This is a genomic window from Paraburkholderia sp. SECH2, from assembly GCF_030464795.1.
GTDB lineage: Bacteria > Pseudomonadota > Gammaproteobacteria > Burkholderiales > Burkholderiaceae > Paraburkholderia > Paraburkholderia aspalathi.
The window spans coordinates 56099-81032 of the sequence record NZ_JALPRH010000018.1; the positions used below are offsets into that span (position 1 = coordinate 56099).

The following is a 24934-nucleotide window of genomic DNA, read 5'->3' on the forward strand; positions in this document are numbered from 1 at the left end:
GTATGGCACGAGCGCTGCTTTTCTGGGCACCATGCGTTTCGTTTGTATAATTCGGCGTCTTCGCTCAGGCTCACTTTCATGCTTAGTTTTGCGCTCGGCTTTCTCGTTTCATTGCTGATCACGCTGTTGATCGTGCGCTATGCGCATTTGCATGAAAAATTCTCGACCGATACCGATCTGACCGGCGTGCAGAAATTCCACGTGCGCCCGGTGCCGCGCATCGGCGGGGCCGGGATTCTGGTCGGGCTAATCGTATCCGCCGTGCAGTTGCATCATGCGTATCCGGCTGTGTCGGGCGGCATCCTGGGGCTGATCGCATGCGGCATGCCGGCATTCGGTTCGGGCCTCGTCGAGGATCTGACCAAGCGCGTCTCGCCGCTCGCGCGACTCGTCTGCACGATGGCAGCCGCCGCTCTGGCCTACTTCCTGCTGAATATCGCCGTGACACGAATCAGCGTGCCGCCGCTCGACTTCCTTCTCTCGTACGCGGTGATCTCCTGCGCGGTCACCGTGCTGGCTGTCGCGGCGCTCGCCAACGCGATCAATATCATCGACGGCTTCAATGGCCTCGCATCGATGGTCGCGTTCATGATGTTCGCCTCGCTCGCTTATGTGGCGTTCCAGGTGTCCGATCCGATCGTGCTGTCGGCGTCGTTCATGATGATGGGCGCGGTGCTCGGCTTCTTCATCTGGAATTTCCCGGCGGGGCTGATTTTCCTCGGCGACGGCGGTGCGTATTTCATCGGCTTCATGCTCGCCGAACTGTCGATCATGCTGGTGATGCGTAATCGCGATGTGTCTGCTTGGTATCCGGTGCTGCTTTTCATGTACCCGATCTTCGAGACCTGCTTCTCGATCTACCGGAAGAAGTTTATTCGCGGGATGTCGCCAGGGATTCCGGACGGCGTGCATCTGCATATGCTGGTTTATAAGCGGCTGATGCGCTGGGCGGTGGGTGCGCGGACTGCGCGGGAGTTGACCCGGCGGAACTCGCTGACGTCGCCTTATCTCTGGCTACTGTGTCTGATTGCGGTTGTGCCGGCGACTTTGTTCTGGCGGCATACGCTGCATTTGTTTTGTTTTGTGGTGGTGTTTGCGGTGGCGTATGTCTGGCTGTATGTGAGTATTGTGCGGTTCAAGTCGCCTAAGTGGATGGTGGTGAGGAAGGGGCGGCGGTGAGCGCCGCCCCTTCCTCACCATATCGGCAGCATTAGGTCGGCTCAGCCTTGTCTGCGCGCGCGAGCTTCCTGTATGAGTCGCCGGTAATCAACGAGGGCTTCGGGGCGCGTGCCTGCGTGTTGCAGGACCACGTCGGCGATCGTGCGAATAAGCGGGCGCCCTGTCCCGGTGCGGATAAACTATTGCTGGCGCATCCGCAGGCGTCGATACAGTTCGCTACGCTCAGGTAATGCCGCTGGAAGCATGGTAGCCAACGCTACCGCTTCATGGAAAAGTGACCAAGCCCTTCAACGGCCCACAGCCCCGGCGGAAGGAGATTGCGCAGAAACCGAGGCTTCGCCGCGCTCCGCTTTATTGGCGAGGCGTGTATGAACCGCTGCCCGAAAACCGGCGTAAGCGTGACCGCATCGCCGGACTCACCGTGTGGGACCACACCAGTCCAATGCTTCGTTTCAACCACCAAGAACAATGCTCGATTCTGTCGGCCACATCTTCACATGTCCGCTGCTGCGTGGACCAGCGATTGATGACCACCGGCAAATGCTTGCTGTCTAAGTTCCACGTGTTTGCGTAGCGTATCCGCCTCTCAAACCCACCGATATGTCCGCCACACGGAGACATTGAGTTTCGGGCGGCACAGGATTCTTCCGGAGTAAGCCAATCATAAGTCCTGGTAACCGCAGCCTGGACAAGCCGGCAGAATTCCCTCCGGAATTCATGTTGCAGCCGGTCGCAGGCAATCACGTACCGGTAGCCGTGGAGAGCGGGTGCGGTTGGGGACCGCGTCGATCACCTCCGACAGATTCAAGGCCGAGATCTGCGATGATCTTGTCCCGCGTGATTGCCGAACTTGCGAATCAGACACCTGAGGGGACTATCGGATGTCAATGGCTACATACGCGGCACTTATGCGGACACGCGGCCGGTTTTGACGGTGCTGCACCCACAAGCATTGTCCGCAACGCGGTGAGACGTCGCTGCTGAGCAGGAACGAGATAAAACTGCTCACCGATGTCTGCAATGCGAGCGAGCCAATATGCTGGGCCGAAGTATTCCGAAGCATCGTCCGCGCGACTGTTGACGAAGTAACGGACCACCATTTCGAGATGCGCTATTTCCGCGTCAGCGAGCGCTGCCGGCCGCTTCAATCGATGTTGTTCATGCGCAATCGTTGCTTTCGGCTTCATCGGAGGGCGCCCTCCGACTGGCCCGAAGCCGGATAAAGCAACCCACAGCCAGACGCACCTCGATCTCGAGTGAAAACCCGGCCAGACGGTAAAGCTGCGACGCGCCCAGAATTGCGGATGTTGTGGCGAACGCCATCAGGAGGGTTGTCGCGAACGTCCTTATGACCGCCTCTGCGTTCCGCGCAACCCTCGCTCACGCCGGGACCGCGGCAATACAGTGTTTTGGAGTGCATGGCTCAATGAAATCGCTTTCGGTGATTTCATCTTGCCGAGATCAATGAGAAGTCAAGACAGCGCGGTGGTTAGACCGTCGCACGGAATATGAAGAACTGCAATTTGGCATCGAGCCCGGAAAACCGTAGCCCGGTCGAGCGTGCAGCCACAGTAAACAACGAATCTCGACGTCGCCACCTACCGGGTGTCCACGGCCGGGCGCCCGTAACACGCGTCCCGACCGTCTGAAAAAATGCTGGAGGCGTGAGTCGTGTCACAGCGGTCAGTTTGACGGCGAGGCGCGCCGTATGCCGCAGAAAGTGCGTGAGCGCTGCTGCGGCCATCGTGGAGGGGACTGGACGCACGTTGACCTACGGCGCAAAGGCTTGCGCAAAGATGGCAGCGGAGTCGTCCACGCGAGTTCCTCCAGCAGTCGCGTGAGCGACTGCCCGGTGTGGCGGCATCGCTCACGAGTACCGAACTGTCGATCATGCTGGTCGCGCGCAATCGCGGCATGTCCGCGTGGCATCCTGTGCTGTTCTTCGTGTGTCCGGTGTCGTCGAGACGTGCTTCTCGATCGACCGGAAGAAGTTTATTTGCCAGATGTCGTCAGGGATTCCTGACAGCGTCATCTGCATACGCTGGTTGTAGCGCCTGATGCGCTAGGCAGTGAGCTCGCGGACTGCGCGTGAGATCAGGCGGGGCTCGCTGACGTCGGCCTATCTCTGATTACTCTGCCTGATTGCGGTTGTGCCGGCGACGTCGTTCTGGCGACATACGCTCGCAATTGTTTTATGGGGGTGTTTGCGGTTGCGAATGTCTGGCCGTATGTGAGTATTGTGCGGTTCAGGTCACCTAAATGGATGATGGTGGGAAAGGAGAAGCGGCGAGCGCGGTTTATCCCTCCCCATATCAGCAGCGTTAGGTCCGGCTCAGCCTTGTCCGCGGGCGCGGGCCTCCTGTATGCGTTCCCGGTGCTCGGCCAGAGCTTCCGGACGCGTGTCTGCATGTTGCAGGATCACGTCGGCGATCGTGCGAATGGGCAGGCGCCCCGTCCCGGTGCGCGCAAACTGTTGCTGACGTACCCTCAGGTGCCGGTAAAGTTCGCTACGCTCGAGCAGCGCCGCTGGAAGCGTGGGAGCCACCATTGCCGCTTCATGCGAAAAGACACCTAGTCCTTCAACGATCCACAGGCGAGGTGGGAGCAAGTCGCGCAGAAACCGCACCTTTGCCGCGTTCTGCCGGAGTGGCGACGTGCGCACGAGCCGCTGACCATCAGCCGTCGTCAGCGTCAGCGTCTCATCGGTTTCGCCACGTGTCACGACACCGCTCCAATGCTTCGTTTCGATCACGAAAATTCCGAAGGGCGTGATCGCCAGATGATCTATTTCAGCGGTCGGAAACGTGCTTCCCGGCGCGTGGATCAGGATAAGACCGTCCAGTACTAACCAGTCGTCGCCACACAGGCGCGCGAGGTGCCACCGCAATTCGGCCTACACCTGCCTCTCGCCCTCCTGCCCGCGGTCCCGGGAAGAGGGCGTCCGCCCTTTCGAAGGGTCGGCATCGGGCAAAAGCTTATCGTTGAAGCTTACATACGCGCAGAACAACGCGGCCATCAGCCCGAAGACTGTTTGAATCAGCATGCTGGTTTCTCCTTTATTGACGTAGGTGAAACCAGCGTATCGAGTGCCAGAAGAAGTCAAGCGTCAGGTCAGGATTGTGAGCCCCGGAACAAGCTGCCTGTCTTGTGGACGACCTTCTCTGAGGGCCTCACATACGGAATGTGTCGTTGTCCCCAGCGCGCGAGCCGCCTTGCGCAGGTTGCCTCGGTGCTCCATGATGGCCTCCACGGCCTTATCACGTGTGAGCACCGGAATGTCTGGTCGCGAATAGGTAGCCGCATGCGAGCATCGGAGATATTCATTATGGACATTCGATGCACCTGTGATAAGAGTCGTATTGAGCAGGGCAATGAGCACGCGCTTTCTGATCCACAATAAAAACTGGCGCCAATGCTCGAGTCTCTCGGCCACCTCCTGAAATGTCATCTGCTGCACGGACCAAAGACTGATGAGAAACCGCAAATACTTGCTGGAGAAGTTTAGCGGCGTTTGTAACGCACATCCGCCGGCGCGCAGCCCCTCGAATCCCGCCAATACCTCTGCCACCCGCCGACATTGTGTTTCTGCCGGCACCGGCTCCTTGGCACCAGTGCGCCGATCATACGTCGAGGTGACTCGACCTCGGGCGAGCCTGCGGAATTCCCGCCTGAATTCAAGTGGCAGACTGCTGCAGGCAATCACGGCGAGATCCATAGCGTGGCTTCGTGCTATGACATGAAGCTCGCGATTCTCGATCATTCATTTGGGCATACTATTCAAAAATCACAAGCCGAAAAAGTCACGGAGAACCGCCCACGCCTCGTCTCGAACTACCGCACGTTGGCTACGGATATCGTCTTAGCTCTTGATCGCGCCTGCCCCCAAAGCATTAATGACATGCCGCAGAAGCTGGGTGAAGATCATGAAGCGTCACCAGGTTGCCTAATGACCGAAGCCAGTAAAGCAACATTTCGCCCTATTTATAGCTCTTGCCCCAATCCGCACATCGCAACTGTAAATATTTGCCGATTCTCTCGGAATCAAGGTATCGGCGATGGCTGTCGCGAAAGCGATTCAACCGCGTACGCATAAAATGATGGAACTCAGACGCTTGCAGAATTGTTTCCGGCAACGTGGGATCAAGCACACAGTGCGATGCGGCGAATACTGCAATGCATTCGACCGGGCAGCCGTATTCGGCCAGTAGGCCACGCAAATGCCGGAGAGCGGGCTTCGCCCTGCGTAATGGAGACGTCCGCACCGAAACAACACCAGGCTTTTCATGCACAAGGAGTTCGTCCTCGCTTATCGTACGCCTCACGGTCCCTGTCCAATCGTATCGATCAATGACAAACGCTCCAAACTCAGTCACAGCGAGACAGTCGATCCACGTCATCGGGTTGCGCGTGCCTGGTGCGTGCTCAATTATGACGCCGCGGCGTATAACGAACGCACGGTCGGACATTGCCCGCACCACTGCTGCCACGTTTTTTGTTAACGGAAGAGACAAACGGCGTTGACGCTCCACCCAGCCATCGCAGCCGCCGGTCGGCCCAGTGAAATCCCCAGCCGGTTCCTGCGGGCAGGCGATACTACGGGGTGTATCTGTACCCACAAGAGAAAACAGTGCCTCATTCTGTTTCATTTGCATTTCCTTTGTTGACTGCAGAGGGAACGGACAAGTTCATCTACCATCCGCAAGAATTATCAGCATATTATTTAGGATAACTTATAGTTTCATACGGATCGGTGAGGTGATTTAAGTCGTGATATCTTCAATAGCTGCAATTCGGCGCTCGAGAGAAGCTTCTCTCCGGACAGCCATGATCACCCCACACGGACCGACGAAGCGTCTCAACGCCTGCTAGCGCTCCAGTCTCGCGTCCGCCCGTCGGGTTGCGAAGTTCGACGGTGCCCGACCAAGACTGTCGGTTGACTGACGCAGGCAGGCATATGGTCATATCACAGGGCAGTATCTCGATGAGTTGAGCATGCCACGCTCAACAAGAAGTCAAGGGAACGCCTCTGTGTTGATTCTCCTTGGCGACGGCTGGGCGTATTCCATCGGCATCATGCTTGCCGAGCTGTCGGAAATGCTGGTGATCCGCAATCGCGATGTGTCGGCGTGGTATCCGGTGCTGCTTGTCATGTACCCGATCTTCGAGACCTGCTTCTCGATCTACCGGAAGAAGTTCATTCGCGGGATGTCGCCTGGAATTCCCGACGGCGTGCATCTGCACACGCTGGTTTATAAGCGCTTGATGCGTTGGGCAGTGGGTGCGCGTACCGCTCGTGAGCTGACGCGGCGGAACTCGCTGACGTCGCCGTATCTGTGGTTGCTATGCCTGATCGCAGTCGTACCGGCGACGTTGTTCTGGCGGCATACGCTGCATCTGTTCTGCTTTGTGGTGGTGTTTGCGGCGACTTATGTGTGGCTCTATATGAGCATCGTGCGGTTCAAGTCACCGAGGTGGATGGTGGTAAGGAAAGGGAAGCGATAGTCGAAGGACATATCTGCCTGAACGCAGTCTGCACGAATATCATCAGTTGCATCCATGAATCGCCAGGGGTCCGCAATGAACCGGACTTTTGGCGTTATCCCGACCGACATGATATCTATTTCGTCCGTCAAGCGAATCGCCTTGATGCTTCTCTCCGGCCAGCAGCTTTTGATAGCTGATGCCGCGCCACAAAAAGTCAAAAAATTACTCTGGTATTACGACTGGGCCACTATCGGTGACTCCATTATGGATCTGTCACAGAGGCTTCTGATCGACCCGCGCATATCCATCGATCTATGCATGCCACACGGTCCGGTGGAGCTTTTTGTGAGGGATACCCGGTTCCGACGCGTGTCCCGTTCGCTGGACGATTGCGATGCGCGGTATGACATGGTGATCGTCCAAAGCCTCACAACGAAAACCATCTTAAAGAAGATTCAATACCATCCGTTCACGCCGTGGTTTTCGATTATGGGGCACCACAGGGGCGAGAATTTTTCGAGGATTCAGCTTTCGTACGAACGGATTACGCGCGTGTTCAAACCGACGCACGAATCCGGCCCGATCGCACCCACGTTGACGATCTCCGACCGGGATGCCGGAAGCGCAGAAGTGTTTACGATTGCGGTCGCAGTGGGCGGCGGCGACAGGCGACGCACGTACGAAAACTGGGCGATGCTTATCAAGCAGATTTTGTCGAGCTGGCCTCAGCAGGTCCCGAGCCCGAGGTTCATTCTGCTCGGCACGGGTGAAATGGCGCTCGATACTGTACGAGCAGTCCGTGACGACATTGCTTGCGGCCATGTCGAGTCGCACGTAGACCTGCCGAATATCGCTGCGGCAGCCGAGTTGATCAAGCAGAGTTCCTTTTTTATCGGCGCGGATGGGGGGCTTATGCATATCGCCGCAGCACTCGGAAAGCCCGGTGTTGCGATCTTCTGTCAAATCAAGCCAGAGTGGCGACTCCATGCCCAATCGACGATACGGACCGTTTCCGCTGAGCAGGATATCGACAGCGTTCCGATCGAGAGAATCGCCAGCGAGGTGACTGAATATTGTCGCGAGTTGCTGCGGTAAACGAGGCTGAAACGGACGGCGCGCTCTGGGGGCATCCGCGGAACACGGCACCCCCAAAAGGCACGTACGATCTAGGATGCCCGCGTGACTTGCGTGACGCTACCGACACTGCGCAAAGCCGGTGCGGCGGCCGGTTGATATTCCGGCACCCAGCGACGCAGATCGCGGCGCACTTCATCGTCGCTCGGCACGCGATGCTGCATTAGCCAGGGCAGAAGGTTGTCAATGAAGCTGTCCGGCACTTCACGCGCCCGCGCGATGCGCAACTTCGGATGCGGCGTACGGGTAGTAGTTTCGTCGTCCGCCAGCAATTCTTCGTACAGCTTTTCGCCGGGGCGCAGGCCGGTGAACACCACACGAATCTGCTCTTCCGTAAAGCCATAAAGACGGATCAGATCATGCGCGAGGTCGGCGATCCGCACCGGCTTACCCATGTCGAGAATGAAGATTTCACCGCCGTGCCCCATGCTGGACGCCTGCAGCACAAGTTGCGACGCTTCCGGAATCGTCATGAAAAAGCGCGTGATTTCCGGGTGCGTAACCGTCACCGGGCCGCCGCGCGCAATCTGTTCCTGAAACTTCGGGATCACACTGCCGGCGCTGCCGAGCACATTGCCGAATCGAACGGTTTCAAACTGCGTACGTTTTGCGCCCTGCTGCAACGCTGAACAAGCCATTTCCGCAAGACGCTTGCTCGCGCCCATGACATTGGTCGGATTAACGGCCTTGTCGGTGGAAATCAAAACGAAATGGGCAACATCGTGGCGAATCGCTGCGCGCCCCACGCGATACGTGCCGAGCACGTTGTTGCGCACGGCCTGCCAGGTGTTCACCTCTTCCATCAGCGGCACGTGCTTGTAGGCCGCGGCGTGGAAAACGATATGCGGGCAGTAACGGCCCATCACCTGATCGAGAAGCAAGGAATCTTTCGCGTCGCCGATGATCGGCACTACCGATACTTCGGGATATTTATCGCGCAGCTCTTCGTTGAGGCGGTAGATCGAGAACTCGGAGACGTCGAACGCCACCAGTTGGACCGGCCCGTAGCGCAGAATTTGGCGGCACAGTTCGGAGCCGATCGAGCCGCCCGCGCCAGTCACCATCACGACACGGTTTTTAAGGAGCGCTTCGACGTGCTGCGTGTCGATCATGACCGGATCGCGGCCAAGCAGGTCTTCGAGATCGATCTGCCGTACGCGCGACAAGAAAGCCTGGCCTTGGGTAAGCGGCGTGAGCGCCGGCAGCGTCATGGCGCGTACGCCTGCGCGCACGCACAACGTGGCAATACGGCGATGCGCTTCCACCGAAGCCGAAGGCACCGCAATGATGACGTGCTCGACCTTCATTTCAGCCGTGATCTTGTGCAGATCGCTGATAGCGCCGAGCACACGGTAGCCGTAAATTTCGCGACCCTGTTTGACCGGGTCGTCGTCCAGCAGACCAGCGAGGCGCCATTCTCCGGAACGTTTCAGCTCTCGCACCAGATTCGCGCCGGCATTACCCGCGCCGAGCACCAGCACAGGCTTGCCCTGCCCCACTAGGCCACCGTAGCGATAGAACTCCTTGGCAGCGCGATACAACGCGCGCGAGCCGCCCATTGACAGGAAAAGCAACATGGGCGAAACGATCAGGACAGAGCGTGGCACGACCGGAGCCGGCTGCAACAGCGCCGAGCCAATGACGACCACTACCGCACCGACCCCAATCGCCTTGGCGATTCTCACGAGGTCGGGCAGGCTGGCGAAGACCCACATACCCCGATACAGCCCGTAGCTGCGGAACATCACGGCGTAGATCAGCAGCACCCACACCAATGCATGGAGTCCGCTCGACCAGAACGGGGCGGGCACGGGTCCGTTGAAACGGATTACGTAGGCCAGCAGCCAGGCCAGCGCCACCGCACACAAGTCGAACGCAAACGCACTGAACGAAAGCCATCGGGCTTTGAATCTTTTCATTGCGCAGAACCTCAAGATTGCCCGGAACGGGACACATGGCGCCGCCAGTAGCGATCAATGAAAAGCCCGGCGAGCACGAGCACAGCAGCCCATGCGACGACGACAAGCCATTGATAAACCACAGCAATACCTAGTGCCCATAAAGCAAGCATTATGCCCGCGACCATGAACAAATACCAAATTCGGGCCGTTGATGCGTGCCCGAAACCGCCCTGCACCAGTCTTTGATAGTAGTGTTCCCGGTGCGCCTGCCAAAACTTTTCACCACGGAGCAGCCGTTTAAGCAGAGTAACCGACGCATCACCGATAAAGGGAGAAAAACTTACCGCCGGGAACCAGATTGGCCACACGCCTTCGCGCCAACCCCAGTACCCGAGGGCACCAGCCAGGAAACCCAAGGGGATCGAACCCGCATCGCCGAGAAAAATTCGGGCGGGATGAAAATTGAACAGCAGAAACCCCGCTGCCGCCCCCGCCACCACCAGACAAGCCAGCGCCAGCGCGGCGTCCGGATGGGTTGAAATGGACGCCGCGATTGCGTAGCCGCCAAAGCCGAACAGGGCCATACCACCGGCAAGACCGTCCGAACCGTCCATGAAATTGTACAAATTGACCAGCCAGATGAGTAAGAACGCCAGGGCTGCCAGGGCCCACCAAGGCGCTGCGGCCGGGTAGACGACGATCAGCGCAACCACGGCCGCTGCGTGGCCGCCGAACCGAACTCGGGCGGGCAACCCGCGGCGGTCGTCGATTTGCGACAACGCGGCCAGCAGCGCCGCCAGCAGTGCGGGCAACCATATGACGGGCGCCGCGAGCCAGATCAGGATCACGACCACCGGCACGATGCCCCAGCCGCCTACGCGTGGCGTTGGGCGCGTATGCAGAGAACGGTCGTTGGGGATGTCGGTGGCGAGGCGCCAGGCGAGGCTCGTGTGCAGTAGAAACCATAGGATCCCCGCGCATGCGCACAGCGCTAATACGCCCCAAAGGAGCAGGTGCACGAAAGGAGCGGTAAGGAACAAAGCGATCGGCATTGAGGATGGTTTAGTGCGTTGAGCGATACCAGGCCGCCGTCTCCAGCAGGCCATGTTCGACGGTATAAGGCGGGTACCAGCCGAGGCGCTCGCGGATGTGAGAACTGTCGAGACGCAGCTCGCCGATCAAGCGGTCGACCTGGGCCGAGCGGCCGGTCAGGCGGCCGGCAAGGCTTAGCAAGCCGACGGGAACGGGTATCAGGCGCGCTGGTGCATGCAGTTGCGTGGCAAGTGCCCGGGCCAGATCTGAGACGCTGAGATCGCGGCCGTCGGTGACGTGGAAGGTCTCGCCAGCGGCGCGCGGGTCGGTTGTGCAGTGCACGAGCGCGTCGGCCAGGTTATCGACGAACAGGAGGCTGCGACGGGCTGCAATTGAGCCGAGGGGCAGCGGAACGCCGTTAGCAATGGCACTCATCAGCTGCAGGAAGTTGGCGCGCACGCCGGGGCCGTAGACCAGCGGCGGACGCACGATCACGATTTCGAGGCCCGATTCACGGCCGTAGTCGATCAGCGCCCGCTCGGCTTCGAGCTTGGAGATGCCGTAGGGGTCGACAGGGGCAGGCTCGTCGGACTCCCTCAACGGACGGCCCGCACCCACTTCGGCGATCGCCTTAATGCTGCTGACAAACACAAACCGACGCGCGCCAGCCGCGCGGGCCGCTTCCGCGCAACGCAGCGTCCCGCCGACGTTCGTCCCGCGATAGGTCGAAAGTGGATCAGAGCTGTCGTCACGCATGACGTGCACGCGCGCCGCAAGATGGATCGCGACGTCGCAGCGGAAGCCAATCGGCCAGCGAGCCTGAATGTCAGTGAAGTCGCTCGTCTGGAGCACCCACTCCCGGACACCCGGCGCCGTACTCTGGGCGCGGCGGACGAGCCCCAGCACCGAATCGCCCCGCTCCAGCAAAGCCCGCGATACGGCGCATCCAACGAAACCATTCGCACCGGTGACAAGTACAGTTAGCGACATAGATATCGGGTGTGTTTTCGCATGTCAGGGTTGGATCGTCCGTGCCCGAGGGACGCGTATTGTATGCGGAACACGGCTTAACCCGCGGATTGTGACGGGTTTTGCGCTAAAATTGCGAATTTTGGTGCGCCGCGCAATTTGGAAACAAACGGAAACCGTCCTTTCCACCCGTTCCCGAAGCAAGTACCATCCCGTAGCATCTGCGCTATCGGCGCCGGCCAGCACCTGCTTGGCACGCATACACCAAATTTAGACCCTAGCGCACATGATTCCCTGCACATATAAACGACTCGATGCCGGCCGATCGCACGTTCTTCCAAGCGTCGCCAGAGCACGCAGCTGCAGGCAACGCGGCGTAACCCTACGCAAATAGCCGCTCGCAGGCTTTCTCGCAAAGGCGCCCTTGGCGGCTGCGATGTTACGAACCGTTTACGCATGAGCGAAGTATTTAGGTTGCCACAATGAAAGTTCTTTTCGCCACCTACCCAATGGCCTTCCACACCCCGGGCGGTGGGGAAATACAACTGCTTGCCTACGAAAAGCACTTGCCGCAGCACGGGGTGGGAGTGACGCTGTTCGATCAATGGAAGCCACGCTTCCTCGAACACGACTTGGTGCACTTCTTCTCGTGTGTCGGTGGTTCGGTGCACCTCTGCCACTTCGTCAAGCAACTCGGCCTGCCGCTCGTGGTGTCATCGAGCCTATGGGTCACCGAAGAGACGAAGCATTTGTATCCCTGTGATGAAATTCGTCATCAATTTCTCCTCGCGGACCGGGTTATCGCTAACTCGAAAATCGAGTGCGAAACACTTGCGCGCACATTGGACTTGCCACGCGAGAAGTTCGTCTCCGTGTTGAACGGCGTCGACGACCTGTTCTTTGATCCGGTACCCCCCCACCGATTCCGGGACATCTTCAATATTACCGGCTCATTTGTTCTCAACGTCGGCAATATCGAACCGCGGAAAAATCAACTCGCCCTGATTCAGGCAATGAAACAGATGCCCGAACTGCAGCTTGTGCTCATCGGCCATGAGCGGGATCCGGCTTACGCGCAGGCCTGTCGTGAAGAGGGGGGCGACCAGGTGCGATTTCTTGGCCCGATCACCCACACCGATCCGCTATTGCGCTCCGCATATGCCGCATGCGAGGTCTTTTGCCTGCCGAGCACACTGGAAACGCCTGGCCTCGCGGCCCTCGAGGCCTATGCCGTCGGCGCGCATATTGCGATCACCGAGGTCGGATCGACGCGCGAGTATTTCGGGCATGCTTCCAACGTCCAATTCCTAGATCCCGCCAGCGTGTCCACCATTGTGGAAGCGATCAGAAGCGCGCGAGCTGAAAAAGACCGCGCGCCGTCGTCCCTATTGAACGACGCCCGAAGCCTGTCCTGGCGAAACATTACGAGCAATCTCGCCAACGCGTATACAACACTTTTGTCCGGGAAATGAAGATGGTGAACCCGCACGCCAATGTGCGTATCCAGCAAGAAATCGTCGAACAGTTGTTGACGCCCTCAGATAAGGCGATCAACGACACCGGGGCTCGACTGCCCAATGCCCTCCTGGGCTTGTGGGCCTCGCTCGGCTACGGATATCAGAAAATGTATCCGCTGAATGATATGAAGTCGGTGAACGATTTCATTTTCTGGTGGCTGCACTATGGCCAAAATGAGCATCCCGGGTTTAGGGCGCACATCAATCACTATCTGGTCGATGTGCTGCACGCCGACTCTCACGTCGTCCAGGGCGACAACCTGAAGCAGTCGACGTCCGCCCTGATGGATCTGATCTACAGCAAGCGCGACGACCTGAAAATACTCTACCCAATCGACGGCGAACGGCAGAAAGAGTCGTTGCTTGAATGGTGGTACACATTTGGATTCAGGGAATACAAGATTCCGAATTTCGGGCTTTCTCTGGATCTGATCGGCGCGCTGTCAGAAGTCGATCTGTTCGGAGATTTCGGCTACGGTGAGCAGTTCACGCGGGCGACTCGCTATCTCTATCAGTACGTCGGTGCATGGCGGCAGAAGCATGATCTGCAGAACATTCCGGGCGCGATACAGCTGATCCAATACATCCTCAGCGAAGTCGTTAGCAGCCCGGATGAAATCAACATTTTTTTTCTCCCCGCAGCAATCGACAACCTCGCAGAGCTGACGAACGATTTCACAGACTTCGAAACAGACGGGTTCAAACAGTACTGCTTCCGTTTTTGCACCTGGGGATTGGCCGCTCCGACCCAAACAATGGGCGAATGGTGGACGGCGTCCGGAAAGGAGCAGTGCACGAAATTCATCGGCGCGCTAAGAGGCCAGCCGGGCGGCGCCCAAGGCTACCTGAAACGGCACAACATGGCAGCGGGCCGGGCGGTAGCGAGGCTGCTTGAATCCGTCCGGGCAGCGGCTACACGCGCACATGCCAACAATCATCTGACCGCCGTCCCGACCGCCGACGACGCACCGGCGTCGGGCAAAAGCGCAAGCGATGATGCCGCGAACGCCGTCCTGCTCGAGACCTGGATGAAGGCGTTGGCCGAACCCGCAGGGTTTGGATCATTCGGCTACGGTGAGCAATTTACCGGGTTCACTCGCCATCTTTATTCCCAGGTCGAGGCATGGCGGCGCATCTACGACATCAACGTTCTCCCCGGCGCAGCAGGGCTCCTCAAGCATGCTGCCCTCGACTTGGAAAATGGCCCAGACGATCTTCTTCTGATCTTCACACCCGATGCGATCGAAATGCTGGCGTCATTGTCGAACGGGTTCAGCGACTTCAATACCACCGGTTTCAAGCAGTATTGTTTCGATCTGTCGAAGTGGGGCGAGCCCGTCGAAGATATCGAACTGGAAGCATGGTGGAAGGCGTTCGGCTATCCAGAATCCAGCCGTTTCATTCGCGCCCTTGCTTGCCTCAACCCAATGGGTCCCGCCGCCAGATATCTGCCGGGAGAGCGTGAATCCAGCGGTAGCGCGGCTGAGGGATCTTCCGTTGCGATGATCGGTTATCCACACGGTGCGTTTGGCATCGGGGAAGACGCTCGCCTTGTCGGCAAGGCGCTAGAGATCGCTGGGCTCAAGAGCGAAACGTACATGTCGGCGCGAAAGATCATTTCGGCGTCGCCTGAGTTTGAAAAATTCCCGCCTGTATCGAAGTACCAGGGCTCCGACGTCACGATCTTCTGCATGCCGGCTTTCGATACGCTCGCGCTGTTGCATGACTTCGGACCTTATCCGTTTACCACCGGCTATCGGATTGGTTTGTGGCAATGGGAACTGCAGGAATTCCCGACCGAAGCCTTCGCCGCATTTAGTCTCGTCGACGAGATCTGGACGATCTCCCATCACGCCGCCAGCTCGTTCAGAAAGAAAACGACCAAGCCCGTCCACGTAATTCCGCTGCCGGTATCTTCCGATTTGGTCACGCCGATTTCGCGCACAAGATTCGGTATTCCGGAAGACGCCTTCCTGTTCGGCTTTGCGTTCGACGGCGCTTCCTTCATTGCACGAAAAAATCCGCTTGCGCTGATCGAAGCATTCCAGCGGGCGTTCCCGAAGACAGACCGAAGTGTCTGTCTAATGGTCAAGGCGATGAATACGCAGAACGAAAGTATTTGGAAGGAGTGCCTGTATCGCGCGGACACTGACGCACGGATCGTCATCATCGACGAGGTTCTGTCACGCGGTGAAGCCAATGGCCTGCTGAATGCGTGCGACTGCATCGTCTCGCTGCATCGGGCCGAAGGCTTCGGTCGCGTAATGGCTGAAGCGCTTTACCTGGGCAAACCGGTCATTACTTCACGCTATTCAGGCCCGCTCGACTTTGTGTCGGACGACACAGCCTATCTAGTCGACGGCGAGCTGGTCGACATCAAGGCAGACGACTATCCGTTCTGGAAGGGGAACCAGTGGTTCCAGCCTGAGATTCAATTAGCAGCAGAGGAAATGCTCAAGGTTAGACAGAACCGCGAAGAGCGGGAAGCCAAAGCTGTGGCAGGTCGCGTGAGTATCCGGGAGAACTACTCTCTCGAAGCGTGCGCGCGGTTTTTGAGCGAACGGTTCCAAACTATTACAGGTGCTGGAGATCAACAGTGATATCCAAAAACAAAGCGTCGGTCATCATTCCGACCAAAAATCCGGGCGACATCATTAAGAAGGTGTTGCCAGTCGCGCTGTCGCAAAAGGCCGATTTTGCGTACGAAGTGCTTGTCATCGACTCCGGCTCCACGGACGGAACAGTCGAGTATTTGAAGGGAATCAAAGCTCCCAATTTCAGACTCGTTGAGATTCCGCCGGCTGACTTCGGGCATGGCAAGACCCGCAATCTCGGCGCTGAACTGACCGACGGTGACTACATTCTGTTCTTGACGCACGACGCCCAGCCAGTTAAAGACACGTGGCTCGCGGAGATGGTGCGCGTGGCGGATCAGGATCCGCTGATCGCAGGAGTGTTCGGCCGGCATATCGCCTACGCGGGAGAGAACGTATTCGTTGCGCGCGAACTGGACCTGCACTTCTCCGGCTTCCAAACCAATCCGATCACCTGGATGGACGACAAGGCCAGGTACGAAAATGACATCGGATATCGTCAATTCCTGCACTTCTTCTCGGACAACAACTCGCTACTCAGAAGAAGCGTTTGGCTCGTCCACAAATATCCCGACGTCGATTTTGCGGAAGATCAACAGTGGGCCAAAACCATCATTGAGGACGGTTGGAAGAAAGGCTATTCCCATGAAGGTGTGGTCTACCATTCGCACCACTACAAAGTCATGGAACGGCTGCGCCGCAGCTTCGACGAAAGCTACGCGTTCAAGCGCTACTTTGGATACGACCTCTGCTCCAGCAAAGGAAAGCTTTGGCGCGACTGGAAATACCTGACGTCTCGCGACATGGATTATTGCTTCAAGGACCGGGTGTGGAAGCGGGCCCCGGTGAATTGCGTGATCCAGCCGTTCGACAACTTCGCACGACTTCTCGGGCAATACCTCGGAAATCACGGCGATTCCATCAATTCCGCATGGCGGCATTTCCTGTCGCGCGATACAAGACTGTTTAAGGGGAGCAGCAATGGACGTAATTAAACACTTCGAATTTGTGACACCGGCTCCGTTTTCGACCCAGTCTTCGCACGGAGAAGCTAGGCCTAAGACGATTAACTGGTTCATCCCGCCGCTGGGCAAAGGCTCCGGCGGCCATTTGAACATCTTCCGGTTTGCGCGGAACCTGGAAGATCTGGGTTACGAGAACCGGTTTGTCGTCGTTGCGGAATCGCTGGTGCCGGAAGACAAACGGCTGACCAAAGAGGAAATCAAGGAAAAAATCACCGAATGGTTCATGCCGCTCAAGGCGGAGTGTTTCCGTGGCACCGCGGATCTGCCACCGGCCGAATATGCAATGGCTACGGGCTGGCAAACGGCGTACTACGTCGACGCGCTCAAGGACAAATGCCACAAGTGCTATTTCATTCAGGACTATGAGCCGTGGTTCTATTCGCGCGGAGCTGAGTATTTCTTGGCTGAAAACACCTACAAGCTCGGCTTTTCGGCAATCACGGCCGGTCAGTGGCTGGAAGGTTTGATGCGCAAAGATTACGGCATGGACGCCCATGCCGTTGGCTTCTCCTACGACAAGGAACTGTACCATCGCCCAGAGAAAGCTCCGGCATCGAACACCCTGTCGCCGAAAAAACAGCGCGTGTTCTTCTACGCCCGCCCGCCTACACCGCGCCGCGCGTTCGACCTCGGTGTGCTAGTGCTGGACGCCGTCACGAAGCGTATGCCGAACGTCGAAGTAGTCATGGCGGGCTGGGATCTGAGCCAGTACGAGTTCCCGTTCGAGGTGATCGATCACGGGATCATGGCGCTAAGCGATCTGCCCGCGCTTTATGCGACATGCGACGCCGCGCTTGTGCTGTCGTTCAGCAATCTGTCGCTATTGCCGCTGGAATTGATGGCCTGCGGCGTCCCGGTTGTCAGCAATGATGGCGCGTGGGTCGAATGGTTGCTCGACCAGGAGAACGCCTGTCTGTCTGAACCGACTATCCAGGGTTTGGCTGACGCGATCATCAAACTGCTCGGCGATGACGACGTGCGCGAGCAGCACGCGGTGAGAGGCCTGGAATTTGCTCAGAGCACGTCATGGATCAACGAGGCCCGCCGGTTCGACGCGGTCCTTGCGAAGATGGCCAATCGCGCGCCGGCCAAGTGATACGCGCTCAACGCGTTGATTGGAGTTACACATGAGATGCTTGGTATTGGGCGGTAACGGTTTCATTGGGACGCACCTCGTGCGCGCGTTGAAGCTCGCGGGCGTGCGCCCGCGGGTGCTCGACCGAGCGGGTAGTCTAAGAGGTGAAGAGCAAAGCGGTGTGGAGTATCTGTTTGGCGATTTCTCCGACCCGAGCATCGTTGCAGAAGCACTAATTGATGTGGATGTCGTCGCGCATCTGGTGAGCACGACTGTCCCCGGCAGTGCGAGCGCGGATCCTATCAGCGACATTTCCGGAAACCTGATTGGCTCCGTCAAATTCCTCGAACAGATGCGGTTGAGCGGCGTGCGTCGGATCGTGTACCTATCGTCGGGCGGAACGGTGTACGGAAACACGGATGAGGAAAGCTTACACGAGGAAAGCTCAACCAATCCGATTTCATCGTACGGCACAGTCAAACTCGCAGTCGAAAAGTATCTGGGTGTGTACGGCAGCCAATATGGCGTTCGCGCGACCATTCTACGCGTGTCGAACCCCTACGGACCGAACTCACGCCATATCGGCTTGCAAGGTGTCATTCCAACATTCTTCAGCCGCCTGATCGAAAAACAACCGATTCGTATATGGGGAACCGGCGAGAATATTCGCGACTACATCTATATCTCGGATCTGTCCAACGCAATCCTGAAAGCGATCGAGCAGGACAAGCCTGGGGTTTATAACGTAGGCAGCGGGATCGGCATCTCGATCAAGGAAATTATCGATATCGTAAGCGAGGTCTCCTCAATCCGTCCCGAGATCGAGTTCCTGCCCGACCGCCCATTCGACGTAAAGCGGGTTGTGCTCGACGTATCCAAGTTTTCAAAGACCTTCGATTGGGCGCCCACCGTCGAACTTCACGAGGGCTGTCGCATGTATTGGAATTGGCTCAATGGACCCGGCTGAGCGAATTATCCGTACATAGCCAAGTTGGCCGATCCGCTATTCGGCGTCACCTGGCCCCTGTTTTTATACGGCGCGGCGCACCGTCCGGTATTCGCGCGGTCTTTCCGCAAAAAATAAGATTGAGTAGTTCGCTACTGGAATATGTTGCTATGAGACTGATGATTTGCGCTCCTGATATATTTGCTGGCGATGCCGTCGGCAATCATTGTCTTGGCTTGGCGCGCGTCGCCGAGCGTCTCGGATATGCCGTCGAGGTCTATGCTCAGCGCTTTGACGATCCGACACGGGTTCAGCCCCTCGATCAACTGTTCGAACGCATTACCGATGACGATCTGCTACTCGTCAGCTATTCGATCGTCGATCCTTACCTTGATCGACTGCGTGCCCTTCCCGGCAAGAAAATATGCTATTTCCATGGAGTAACACCCCCGGAGTTGCTCCGGGAGTTTGAACCGGTGACGGCAGACCTGTGTGCGGCATCGATACTGCAATTCGCCGATCTGAAGTCGTTCGATTCGATAGTTGCGAACTCGGCGTTCACGGCCTCAAGCCTACCGCCTGAAATGAACACGTCATCTCTGCGTGTTATCCCGCCTGTGTTTGGAGACATGCCGGCTTTCCAGGCTCCCAAAATCCAGCGTTCTGCCAGCACGCAAACGAACAATATTTTGACCATTGGGCGCGTAGTGCCTCACAAACGCATCGAGGACGCGATAGATATCGTCGCGGACCTTCGTGCGGGCGGCATTGACGCCTCTCTGTCAGTCGTTGGAAGCGCGACGAATCTTCCATATGTGCAATTCCTCGTTGCACGAGCCGCAGAGCGCGGATTGTCCGAACATTTCGATCTGGCGGGTGCCGTCGACAATGAGACGCTCATTGCCTATTTTCGTCGTGCCTCCGCGCTCATTTCGGTAAGCGCGCATGAAGGCTTCTGCGTCCCCATTCTCGAAGGTATGCATATGGGTTTGGCGTCCTTCGCGCGAGAAGGCACCGCGGGTGCAGAAGTCTGCGTTCCCGCAGCAAGACTTGCACTCGACAATGCGACGGCCGCGCAAAGCATTTCACGTTTCCTGACGGAAAGCGACATGCTGGACAACCTGATCTCAGCGGGATCGAAGCGTGCCGCGGAAATTTTGCAAAGCACCCGAGACGAAGGCTGGCGGGAAGTATTCAGAGCCTCAATCCGCCACTGAAAATGATCAGATTAAACGTGCACGGCACTGCGGAGGTGCAGAAAAGGTCGCTTAGCAATATGGCGTAAAATTTCACTCACTTGCCAGCGCCGGACTGGAGACCACCTCGTGTTGGTAACTGCCGGATGCGCACTATGCGCCGACCAATACGCAAGAACATCGTCGCGATTCTCGACGAACGAAGGAGCCCTCCATTGACAGACTTCAAGATTCTCCTAACCACTCACAGCACGGCGTTTCTGACCAGCGGCGGGGGAGAGTCGGAACTCGTGCAGGTCGCGGAGCTGCTCAATAACGCCGGTGTGCAAGCGGACATCTACGGGATACGCAGCAGGCCTCTCCGCTTCTATGATGCCGTGATGCACTTCTCGCTCCATGCCGATGGAGAAGCTTTAATTCGAGAAACAACCCAGTTCGGGAAGAAGCTCCTTCTCTGGCCCAACGTCTGGTGGTTGAGCCCTCCCCCGGCTGACGAAATCAGACGGATCGAGGCGATTGCCCGGCAAGCGCATCGTCTGATGTTCAAGTCTCAGACTGAGCTGGAACATTTCGTTGCGTACATCCAGGTCGACATGCGTAAGTGCGCGGTCATTGCATCCGGGGTATCCGACCGGTTTTTGCTGCCGCCGGACATGGATCTACTTCCAACAGTCTGCGACGTTACCGATTACGTGTTGTGTCTGGGACTAATCGAGCCGGTCAAGAATCAACTCGAGCTCATCAGAGCGCTCAATCAGCTCGGACGCAACGGTCTGATGGCTGGCGGTTTCCGAGATGAAGCCTATTACCAGCAATGTGTGCGTGAAGCGCATAGGGGAATTCATTTTCTTCCGTTTCTTCAACCCTGCAGTGCGCTGTTGAGATCCGCGGTGGCCAACGCCGCACTCGTTGCGGAGCCAAGCTTTGACCCTCCAGGACGTTCCTGCCTCGAGGGCGCGCTAATGAGAAAGCAGTTGGTCATCGCCGATGGACTCTGGCAACGCGAACACTTCGGCGACAATGTCTGGTACACAGCCTCGACTAATGCAAAGGACATTTCCTTCGCGATACAGGCCGCATTAGACGATCCCGAGAAAGACGGAAGAATCGAGGCCAATTACAGCCTTGTTTACGCACGAAATTCCGCGAACACGGTATCAACAGATTTAATCAGACATTTGATCAATGCTGGACTTGAAAATGACTAGAATCCCCCGTCTGCTTGTTGTTCAGCGACGGTCCATGACCGACGGGAGAATGACGTCGCGCACCATTGGCGCGAGGTTCGCGCCACTGCTGTCGTATATGCAGCGACATCGATTGATCGAATGGGAACTGATCTCCGAGGAAGATATCGGGCTTAGCCATCTTCGCCGATTTGATGTGGTGTTGTTCAACAAGCACGTGTCCAGCCTTTCGTTAAAGATCATGCGAATGGCAAACGAGCTTAAGCTTCACACGATCTACGATCTGGACGACTGGCTTCTCGATTTGCCATCGTGGAGCGTCCTCGAAATGAACGAGGACGTCCTCTACAACGTGCTGGCGATGATCCGCGAAGCAAGTGTAGCCACGGCTTCAAATAAGTTACTGCAGGAGAGAATGCAGCGTGTTCGGCATTCAGAGGTCTTGATCGTTCCGAATGGCTTCGATCACGAAGCCTTCGATTTATCACCAGCCCTCTGGGCTGAGAAAAAGCCTCTGAAATTAATGTTTTCCAATCTTGATGGTATAAAACTCGTCAAGTTCAGGAAAAACTTTTTCGCCGAGCTTTGCGAGTTTTTGCTCGACAACCAATCTATATCGATCGATTTTTGGGGTGATCCGTTCCCAGAATTGCATAGCATTCCCAAGGTTACGCACCGGGGAAACCTGGAAAACCTCGAATACAAGCGGACCATCCGTGACGAGGGATATGTTTTCGCGATCGTGCCCTTGGGTGCAGAGGAAGACCCCGACACGCTGTTTTTCAACTCGTGCAAATCGCCCATCAAATATGTCGACTATGGGAGTCTCGGCATACCCGGAATTTATTCAGACTGCCCGACCTACCGGGAGACGGTCAAGCATTGCGTAACCGGTTATCTGGCGTCCAATGAAAGAAATAGCTGGAGAAAAGCTTTTGAGGAAATGCTGCACAATCAAACGCTTCGTCAATCGATTCGTGTCAATTCTTATGCGGACGTATTGAGTCATTTCAGCGCCCAACACATCTGCGAGACGATGTTGAAGGCATTGCCCACATCTCTGTCATCCTGAAGCTCGAGGCTCTATGGATTTGCTTTTAATTCGCCACGGCCAATCGGCCGGTAACGTCGCCGGACTGCTGAATTCAACTGAACAGGACGGTCTGACAGATCATGGTCTACTGCAGGCCTCCAATCTTCGATCCACGATGGACGAGCTGGGACTTAAAGCTGACCGCGTGTATTCCAGTCCTTGGAAGCGTGCGCTGCAAACCACTGAGGTGCTTTTCCACGACAAATGTTCATGGACCTTGGACCCCCGCCTCGGGGAGACCAATCCCGGACGGTTCGCAACATGGAAGGCAACGGAATTCCGCGAGAAGTACCCTGAATTCGGTAAGCGCCTCTCGGACCGCTACGAGGGTGGAGAATCACACTTGGAATTAGCCGCACGATCAATCAACTGGCTAGAGGAAGAATTTCTGTCTGTAGCAGACACCGCCGGCTTGCTGGTCGCCGTATGTCATGCGGGTCCTATTTCCGTTATCTCCCAATACCTTTTAAGCATACCGCTGTCGTTATTTCCGAGCGTACTCGTGCCCAATGCGTCGCTCACCCTGTTTAGACGTAACGAACACTCTCAAGGATTTCATCTCCAAATCGCGGGTTTATCGTGAATATTTCAGGCGTGTCGCTTGGCATTACCGAGATCCTTTTCAGCAGAGGTAACAACGCTATAGGACGGAAGCCGCTGCAGTCGCTGTAGTGGTCTCACTCCAGGCCACAGAAAAAAATCCGACGCTGCAATTCCGCAAAAGACGCCAATGCGTCCGCAGAAGATACCGGTCAATGCAAAGGGCTAGCTAGATGCGCTGATCGGTGCCCGAGAGTGCAAAATTGTTCATCCCAGTGAAGGTACGCCTATCTCGCTCGCCAACTACTGATTCTGACCGGGACTCACCCGATAACAACTGGTAAGATTTCGCCTATCCTATCCATCTACTGAAAAGAGTCTCGCAATGAACGCTCCCAAGGAACGAGATGTTGCATACTTCGACGGCCTTTCTGCCTATCTTCAAGGCGGAATTGAACAGGTTAAAGGATGGATTGAGCCAATTTCTGCCGTCTACATCGCGCATCTCTCGCTTGAGCAAGTACGATTCGGTCTTGTCGGCAACGTGGCTGAAATTGGGGTGCATCATGGACGCCTTTTTTTGCTTCTTGCGAACGCTACCACCTCCAGCGAAACGGCTTACGCCATCGACGTGTTCGGCGATCAGGAAAAGAACGTCGATCAATCGGGGCATGGCGACCGGGAAGTATTTGAACAGAATGTTCGGCATTTCGCCCCGACCGCAAATGTGAACATCATTCAGGAATCGAGTCTCGATCTGGGCAAGACGGGATTCATGGACAGCAAAATCAGAATGTTCTCGATTGACGGCGGCCACACTGCAGCTATCACGTGCAATGACCTGCAAGTTGCCGAGAAATGTCTAGTCGACGGTGGGATCGTGATCCTCGACGACGTTCTGAACCCGCACTGGCTTGGCGTTGTCAGTGGGTTGGCGGACTACGTCAGAACTGGCGGAAAGCTTGTGCCCTTCGCCGTATCGCCGAACAAGGTCTATTTGACGACCAATACTGATCACGCGCAGAAATATCGTGACTTCATGACTCGTGCATTCCCGCTATCGCGGGAGAAGGCCGATATCGAGTTCTTCGGACACAGCGTGGACTATTACGGATACCACGCCTACTACGAGCCGAACGGCGCTACCGGCGTGCGCCGTCAACGCGACGATCTTCAGCGAGAAGTCGAAAGCCTTAGGGCAAACCTCGATGAGGCGAACAAGAGGCTGGCAGTAATTTGAGCGAAATCCGCAGATCGTGACTTCAAAACGCGATCACTCGCAATATAGGGCCGGCTTCACAATGAAGAGCGCGTCATAACAGGGTTTGCCCCATTACTCTGATCGACGTGCCATGTTCCAAAGTCTTGCTAGGCACGGCCATCGTCAGAATCAACATTGCCGGCGTGTGACAGTAATCTGAACTCCTACTGAACAGTCGAGGCTCTAACCGGAGTTCCCGCCGGCCACGACGTATGCGGAACTACCGCCGCAATCGGCGAAGGTGTCACGACCTGCTCCTCGGACAGCGCATCGCTATCAATGCTCCTCGGCACCGTTTGCATAACATGCGTATTCTGTCTGCTCGAAGTCCCCATCCACCGTCGCGCACAGATCTTCCCGTTCGGAAGAGGGATTCTCAGAATATGTGAGAACCAAGACCGCTGGTGCGCTCCCGCTTTCTGACTCCGTCGACGACAAGTTGGATGCATTGGTCGAACCGGCCGCCGTGCTCCCTGCTCTGCAAGTCATGAAAGTTAATCCAAGCATGGTTGGCATCATCGTACGCGCTGCGTAACTGGACTTGCAGCTCTTGTCGCGGCAATCTATGCCGTGAGTAAGAAAGTGCACGTCGTCGCTACCCCACCCGCGCAAGTCACCGCAGCTCGCGACGGCAGCATTGATGGCGGCCACGACTTCCAGATTGCAATCGATCTTCTCGCTCACAATGCCACCAAAATGAAGCGCCTGATTACAAACGAATTGACTCTGGCGGATGTCGATCAGGCGTCCCGGCTCGCAGCCGACAAAACGAGCAACTCGATCACGGTACAGATGCATGTA

At 56.9% G+C, this 24934-nt stretch carries 19 protein-coding genes and 2 pseudogenes; 14 read left to right on the forward strand and 7 right to left on the reverse strand.

The annotated features are described in order from the left end of the window. The first annotated feature begins 78 nt into the window (after positions 1-78). Both M0D66_RS25600 and M0D66_RS25605 read left to right on the forward strand, forming a co-directional pair. Entirely contained in the window at positions 79-1179 is a 1101-nt protein-coding gene (locus M0D66_RS25600) for a glycosyltransferase (protein WP_200564260.1), read from the forward strand. A gap of 1878 nt (positions 1180-3057) precedes the next feature. Continuing rightward, positions 3058-3466 (forward strand): annotated as a pseudogene (locus M0D66_RS25605) (glycosyl transferase); the annotation flags it as partial. Between the two features lie 45 nt (positions 3467-3511). Here M0D66_RS25605 and M0D66_RS25610 read toward each other — a convergent pair. From M0D66_RS25610 to M0D66_RS25620, 3 genes are all read right to left on the reverse strand, one after another. Beyond that, a complete protein-coding gene (locus M0D66_RS25610) occupies positions 3512-4066 on the reverse strand; it encodes a nuclease-related domain-containing protein (protein ID WP_266211885.1) in 555 nt (184 codons plus the stop codon). Positions 4067-4285: 219 nt separating this feature from the next. Beyond that, a complete protein-coding gene (locus tag M0D66_RS25615; protein ID WP_266211889.1) occupies positions 4286-4894 on the reverse strand; it encodes a hypothetical protein in 609 nt (202 codons plus the stop codon). Between the two features lie 262 nt (positions 4895-5156). Next, positions 5157-5825, reverse strand: a complete 669-nt coding sequence (locus M0D66_RS25620) for a nuclease-related domain-containing protein (RefSeq protein WP_266211890.1) — start codon at positions 5823-5825, stop codon at positions 5157-5159. A gap of 379 nt (positions 5826-6204) precedes the next feature. Here M0D66_RS25620 and M0D66_RS25625 point away from each other — a divergent pair. Next, positions 6205-6681: pseudogene (locus M0D66_RS25625) on the forward strand (glycosyl transferase); the annotation flags it as partial. A 75-nt stretch (positions 6682-6756) separates the two neighbouring features. Next, the gene (locus M0D66_RS25630; protein WP_266211891.1) at positions 6757-7758 is read left to right on the forward strand and encodes a glycosyltransferase family 9 protein; all 1002 of its coding nucleotides are present in this window, start codon (positions 6757-6759) and stop codon (positions 7756-7758) included. Positions 7759-7829: 71 nt separating this feature from the next. On the opposite strand, the gene M0D66_RS25635 is transcribed toward M0D66_RS25630, so the two are convergent. From M0D66_RS25635 to M0D66_RS25645, 3 genes are read right to left on the reverse strand one after another with little or no spacing between them, the layout of a single operon-like run. Then, positions 7830-9716, reverse strand: a complete 1887-nt coding sequence (locus M0D66_RS25635) for a nucleoside-diphosphate sugar epimerase/dehydratase (protein WP_266211892.1) — start codon at positions 9714-9716, stop codon at positions 7830-7832. A gap of 11 nt (positions 9717-9727) precedes the next feature. Further along, complete coding sequence (locus M0D66_RS25640; protein WP_266211893.1) at positions 9728-10750, reverse strand: glycosyltransferase family 4 protein; 1023 nt, start codon at positions 10748-10750, stop codon at positions 9728-9730. A 10-nt stretch (positions 10751-10760) separates the two neighbouring features. Then, on the reverse strand, positions 10761-11720 hold the full coding sequence (locus M0D66_RS25645) for an NAD-dependent epimerase/dehydratase family protein (RefSeq protein WP_266211894.1): 960 nt from the start codon (positions 11718-11720) through the stop codon (positions 10761-10763). A 461-nt stretch (positions 11721-12181) separates the two neighbouring features. Between M0D66_RS25645 and M0D66_RS25650 the strand changes: the two genes are divergently transcribed. From M0D66_RS25650 to M0D66_RS25695, 10 genes are all read left to right on the forward strand, one after another. After that, positions 12182-13171 (forward strand): glycosyltransferase family 4 protein, encoded by a 990-nt coding sequence (locus M0D66_RS25650; RefSeq protein ID WP_266211895.1) that lies wholly within the window; start codon positions 12182-12184, stop codon positions 13169-13171. A gap of 2 nt (positions 13172-13173) precedes the next feature. After that, complete coding sequence (locus M0D66_RS25655; protein ID WP_266211896.1) at positions 13174-15816, forward strand: glycosyltransferase family 4 protein; 2643 nt, start codon at positions 13174-13176, stop codon at positions 15814-15816. Continuing rightward, the gene (locus M0D66_RS25660) at positions 15813-16805 is read left to right on the forward strand and encodes a glycosyltransferase family A protein (protein WP_266211897.1); all 993 of its coding nucleotides are present in this window, start codon (positions 15813-15815) and stop codon (positions 16803-16805) included. Before M0D66_RS25655 ends, M0D66_RS25660 begins: the two co-directional genes overlap by 4 nt. Then, on the forward strand, positions 16792-17931 hold the full coding sequence (locus M0D66_RS25665; RefSeq protein ID WP_266211898.1) for a glycosyltransferase family 4 protein: 1140 nt from the start codon (positions 16792-16794) through the stop codon (positions 17929-17931). Before M0D66_RS25660 ends, M0D66_RS25665 begins: the two co-directional genes overlap by 14 nt. A 31-nt stretch (positions 17932-17962) precedes the next feature. Further along, complete coding sequence (locus M0D66_RS25670; RefSeq protein WP_266211951.1) at positions 17963-18877, forward strand: NAD-dependent epimerase/dehydratase family protein; 915 nt, start codon at positions 17963-17965, stop codon at positions 18875-18877. Between the two features lie 149 nt (positions 18878-19026). Next, positions 19027-20073, forward strand: coding sequence for a glycosyltransferase family 4 protein (locus tag M0D66_RS25675; protein WP_266211899.1), 1047 nt, complete (start codon positions 19027-19029; stop codon positions 20071-20073). 194 nt (positions 20074-20267) lie between these two features. Beyond that, positions 20268-21260: a glycosyl transferase family 1 gene (locus M0D66_RS25680; protein WP_266211901.1), complete on the forward strand. Its 993-nt coding sequence runs from the start codon at positions 20268-20270 to the stop codon at positions 21258-21260. After that, complete coding sequence (locus M0D66_RS25685) at positions 21253-22311, forward strand: glycosyltransferase (protein ID WP_266211902.1); 1059 nt, start codon at positions 21253-21255, stop codon at positions 22309-22311. The genes M0D66_RS25680 and M0D66_RS25685 overlap by 8 nt, the downstream gene beginning before the upstream one ends. A 13-nt stretch (positions 22312-22324) precedes the next feature. Then, positions 22325-22915 carry a histidine phosphatase family protein gene (locus tag M0D66_RS25690; protein ID WP_266211903.1) on the forward strand — a complete coding sequence of 197 codons (591 nt, stop codon included), beginning with the start codon at positions 22325-22327 and terminating at the stop codon, positions 22913-22915. A gap of 342 nt (positions 22916-23257) precedes the next feature. Continuing rightward, positions 23258-24112: a class I SAM-dependent methyltransferase gene (locus tag M0D66_RS25695; RefSeq protein WP_266211904.1), complete on the forward strand. Its 855-nt coding sequence runs from the start codon at positions 23258-23260 to the stop codon at positions 24110-24112. 297 nt (positions 24113-24409) lie between these two features. On the opposite strand, the gene M0D66_RS25700 is transcribed toward M0D66_RS25695, so the two are convergent. Next, a complete protein-coding gene (locus M0D66_RS25700; RefSeq protein ID WP_266211905.1) occupies positions 24410-24931 on the reverse strand; it encodes a hypothetical protein in 522 nt (173 codons plus the stop codon). Positions 24932-24934 lie beyond the last annotated feature (3 nt).

Bases quoted from the DNA above. Each gene is read 5' to 3' on its own strand.
- M0D66_RS25650 (WP_266211895.1), top strand. From the start codon at position 12,182: ATGAAAGTTCTTTTCGCCACCTACCCAATGGCCTTCCACACCCCGGGC.
- M0D66_RS25635 (WP_266211892.1), bottom strand. From the start codon at position 9,716: ATGAAAAGATTCAAAGCCCGATGGCTTTCGTTCAGTGCGTTTGCGTTC.
- M0D66_RS25685 (WP_266211902.1), top strand. From the start codon at position 21,253: ATGACTAGAATCCCCCGTCTGCTTGTTGTTCAGCGACGGTCCATGACC.
- M0D66_RS25620 (WP_266211890.1), bottom strand. From the start codon at position 5,825: ATGAAACAGAATGAGGCACTGTTTTCTCTTGTGGGTACAGATACACCC.
- M0D66_RS25640 (WP_266211893.1), bottom strand. From the start codon at position 10,750: ATGCCGATCGCTTTGTTCCTTACCGCTCCTTTCGTGCACCTGCTCCTT.
- M0D66_RS25670 (WP_266211951.1), top strand. From the start codon at position 17,963: ATGAGATGCTTGGTATTGGGCGGTAACGGTTTCATTGGGACGCACCTC.
- M0D66_RS25615 (WP_266211889.1), bottom strand. From the start codon at position 4,894: ATGGATCTCGCCGTGATTGCCTGCAGCAGTCTGCCACTTGAATTCAGG.
- M0D66_RS25630 (WP_266211891.1), top strand. From the start codon at position 6,757: ATGAACCGGACTTTTGGCGTTATCCCGACCGACATGATATCTATTTCG.
- M0D66_RS25690 (WP_266211903.1), top strand. From the start codon at position 22,325: ATGGATTTGCTTTTAATTCGCCACGGCCAATCGGCCGGTAACGTCGCC.
- M0D66_RS25675 (WP_266211899.1), top strand. From the start codon at position 19,027: ATGAGACTGATGATTTGCGCTCCTGATATATTTGCTGGCGATGCCGTC.
- M0D66_RS25700 (WP_266211905.1), bottom strand. From the start codon at position 24,931: ATGCATCTGTACCGTGATCGAGTTGCTCGTTTTGTCGGCTGCGAGCCG.
- M0D66_RS25665 (WP_266211898.1), top strand. From the start codon at position 16,792: ATGGACGTAATTAAACACTTCGAATTTGTGACACCGGCTCCGTTTTCG.
- M0D66_RS25695 (WP_266211904.1), top strand. From the start codon at position 23,258: ATGAACGCTCCCAAGGAACGAGATGTTGCATACTTCGACGGCCTTTCT.
- M0D66_RS25655 (WP_266211896.1), top strand. From the start codon at position 13,174: ATGGTGAACCCGCACGCCAATGTGCGTATCCAGCAAGAAATCGTCGAA.
- M0D66_RS25600 (WP_200564260.1), top strand. From the start codon at position 79: ATGCTTAGTTTTGCGCTCGGCTTTCTCGTTTCATTGCTGATCACGCTG.
- M0D66_RS25645 (WP_266211894.1), bottom strand. From the start codon at position 11,720: ATGTCGCTAACTGTACTTGTCACCGGTGCGAATGGTTTCGTTGGATGC.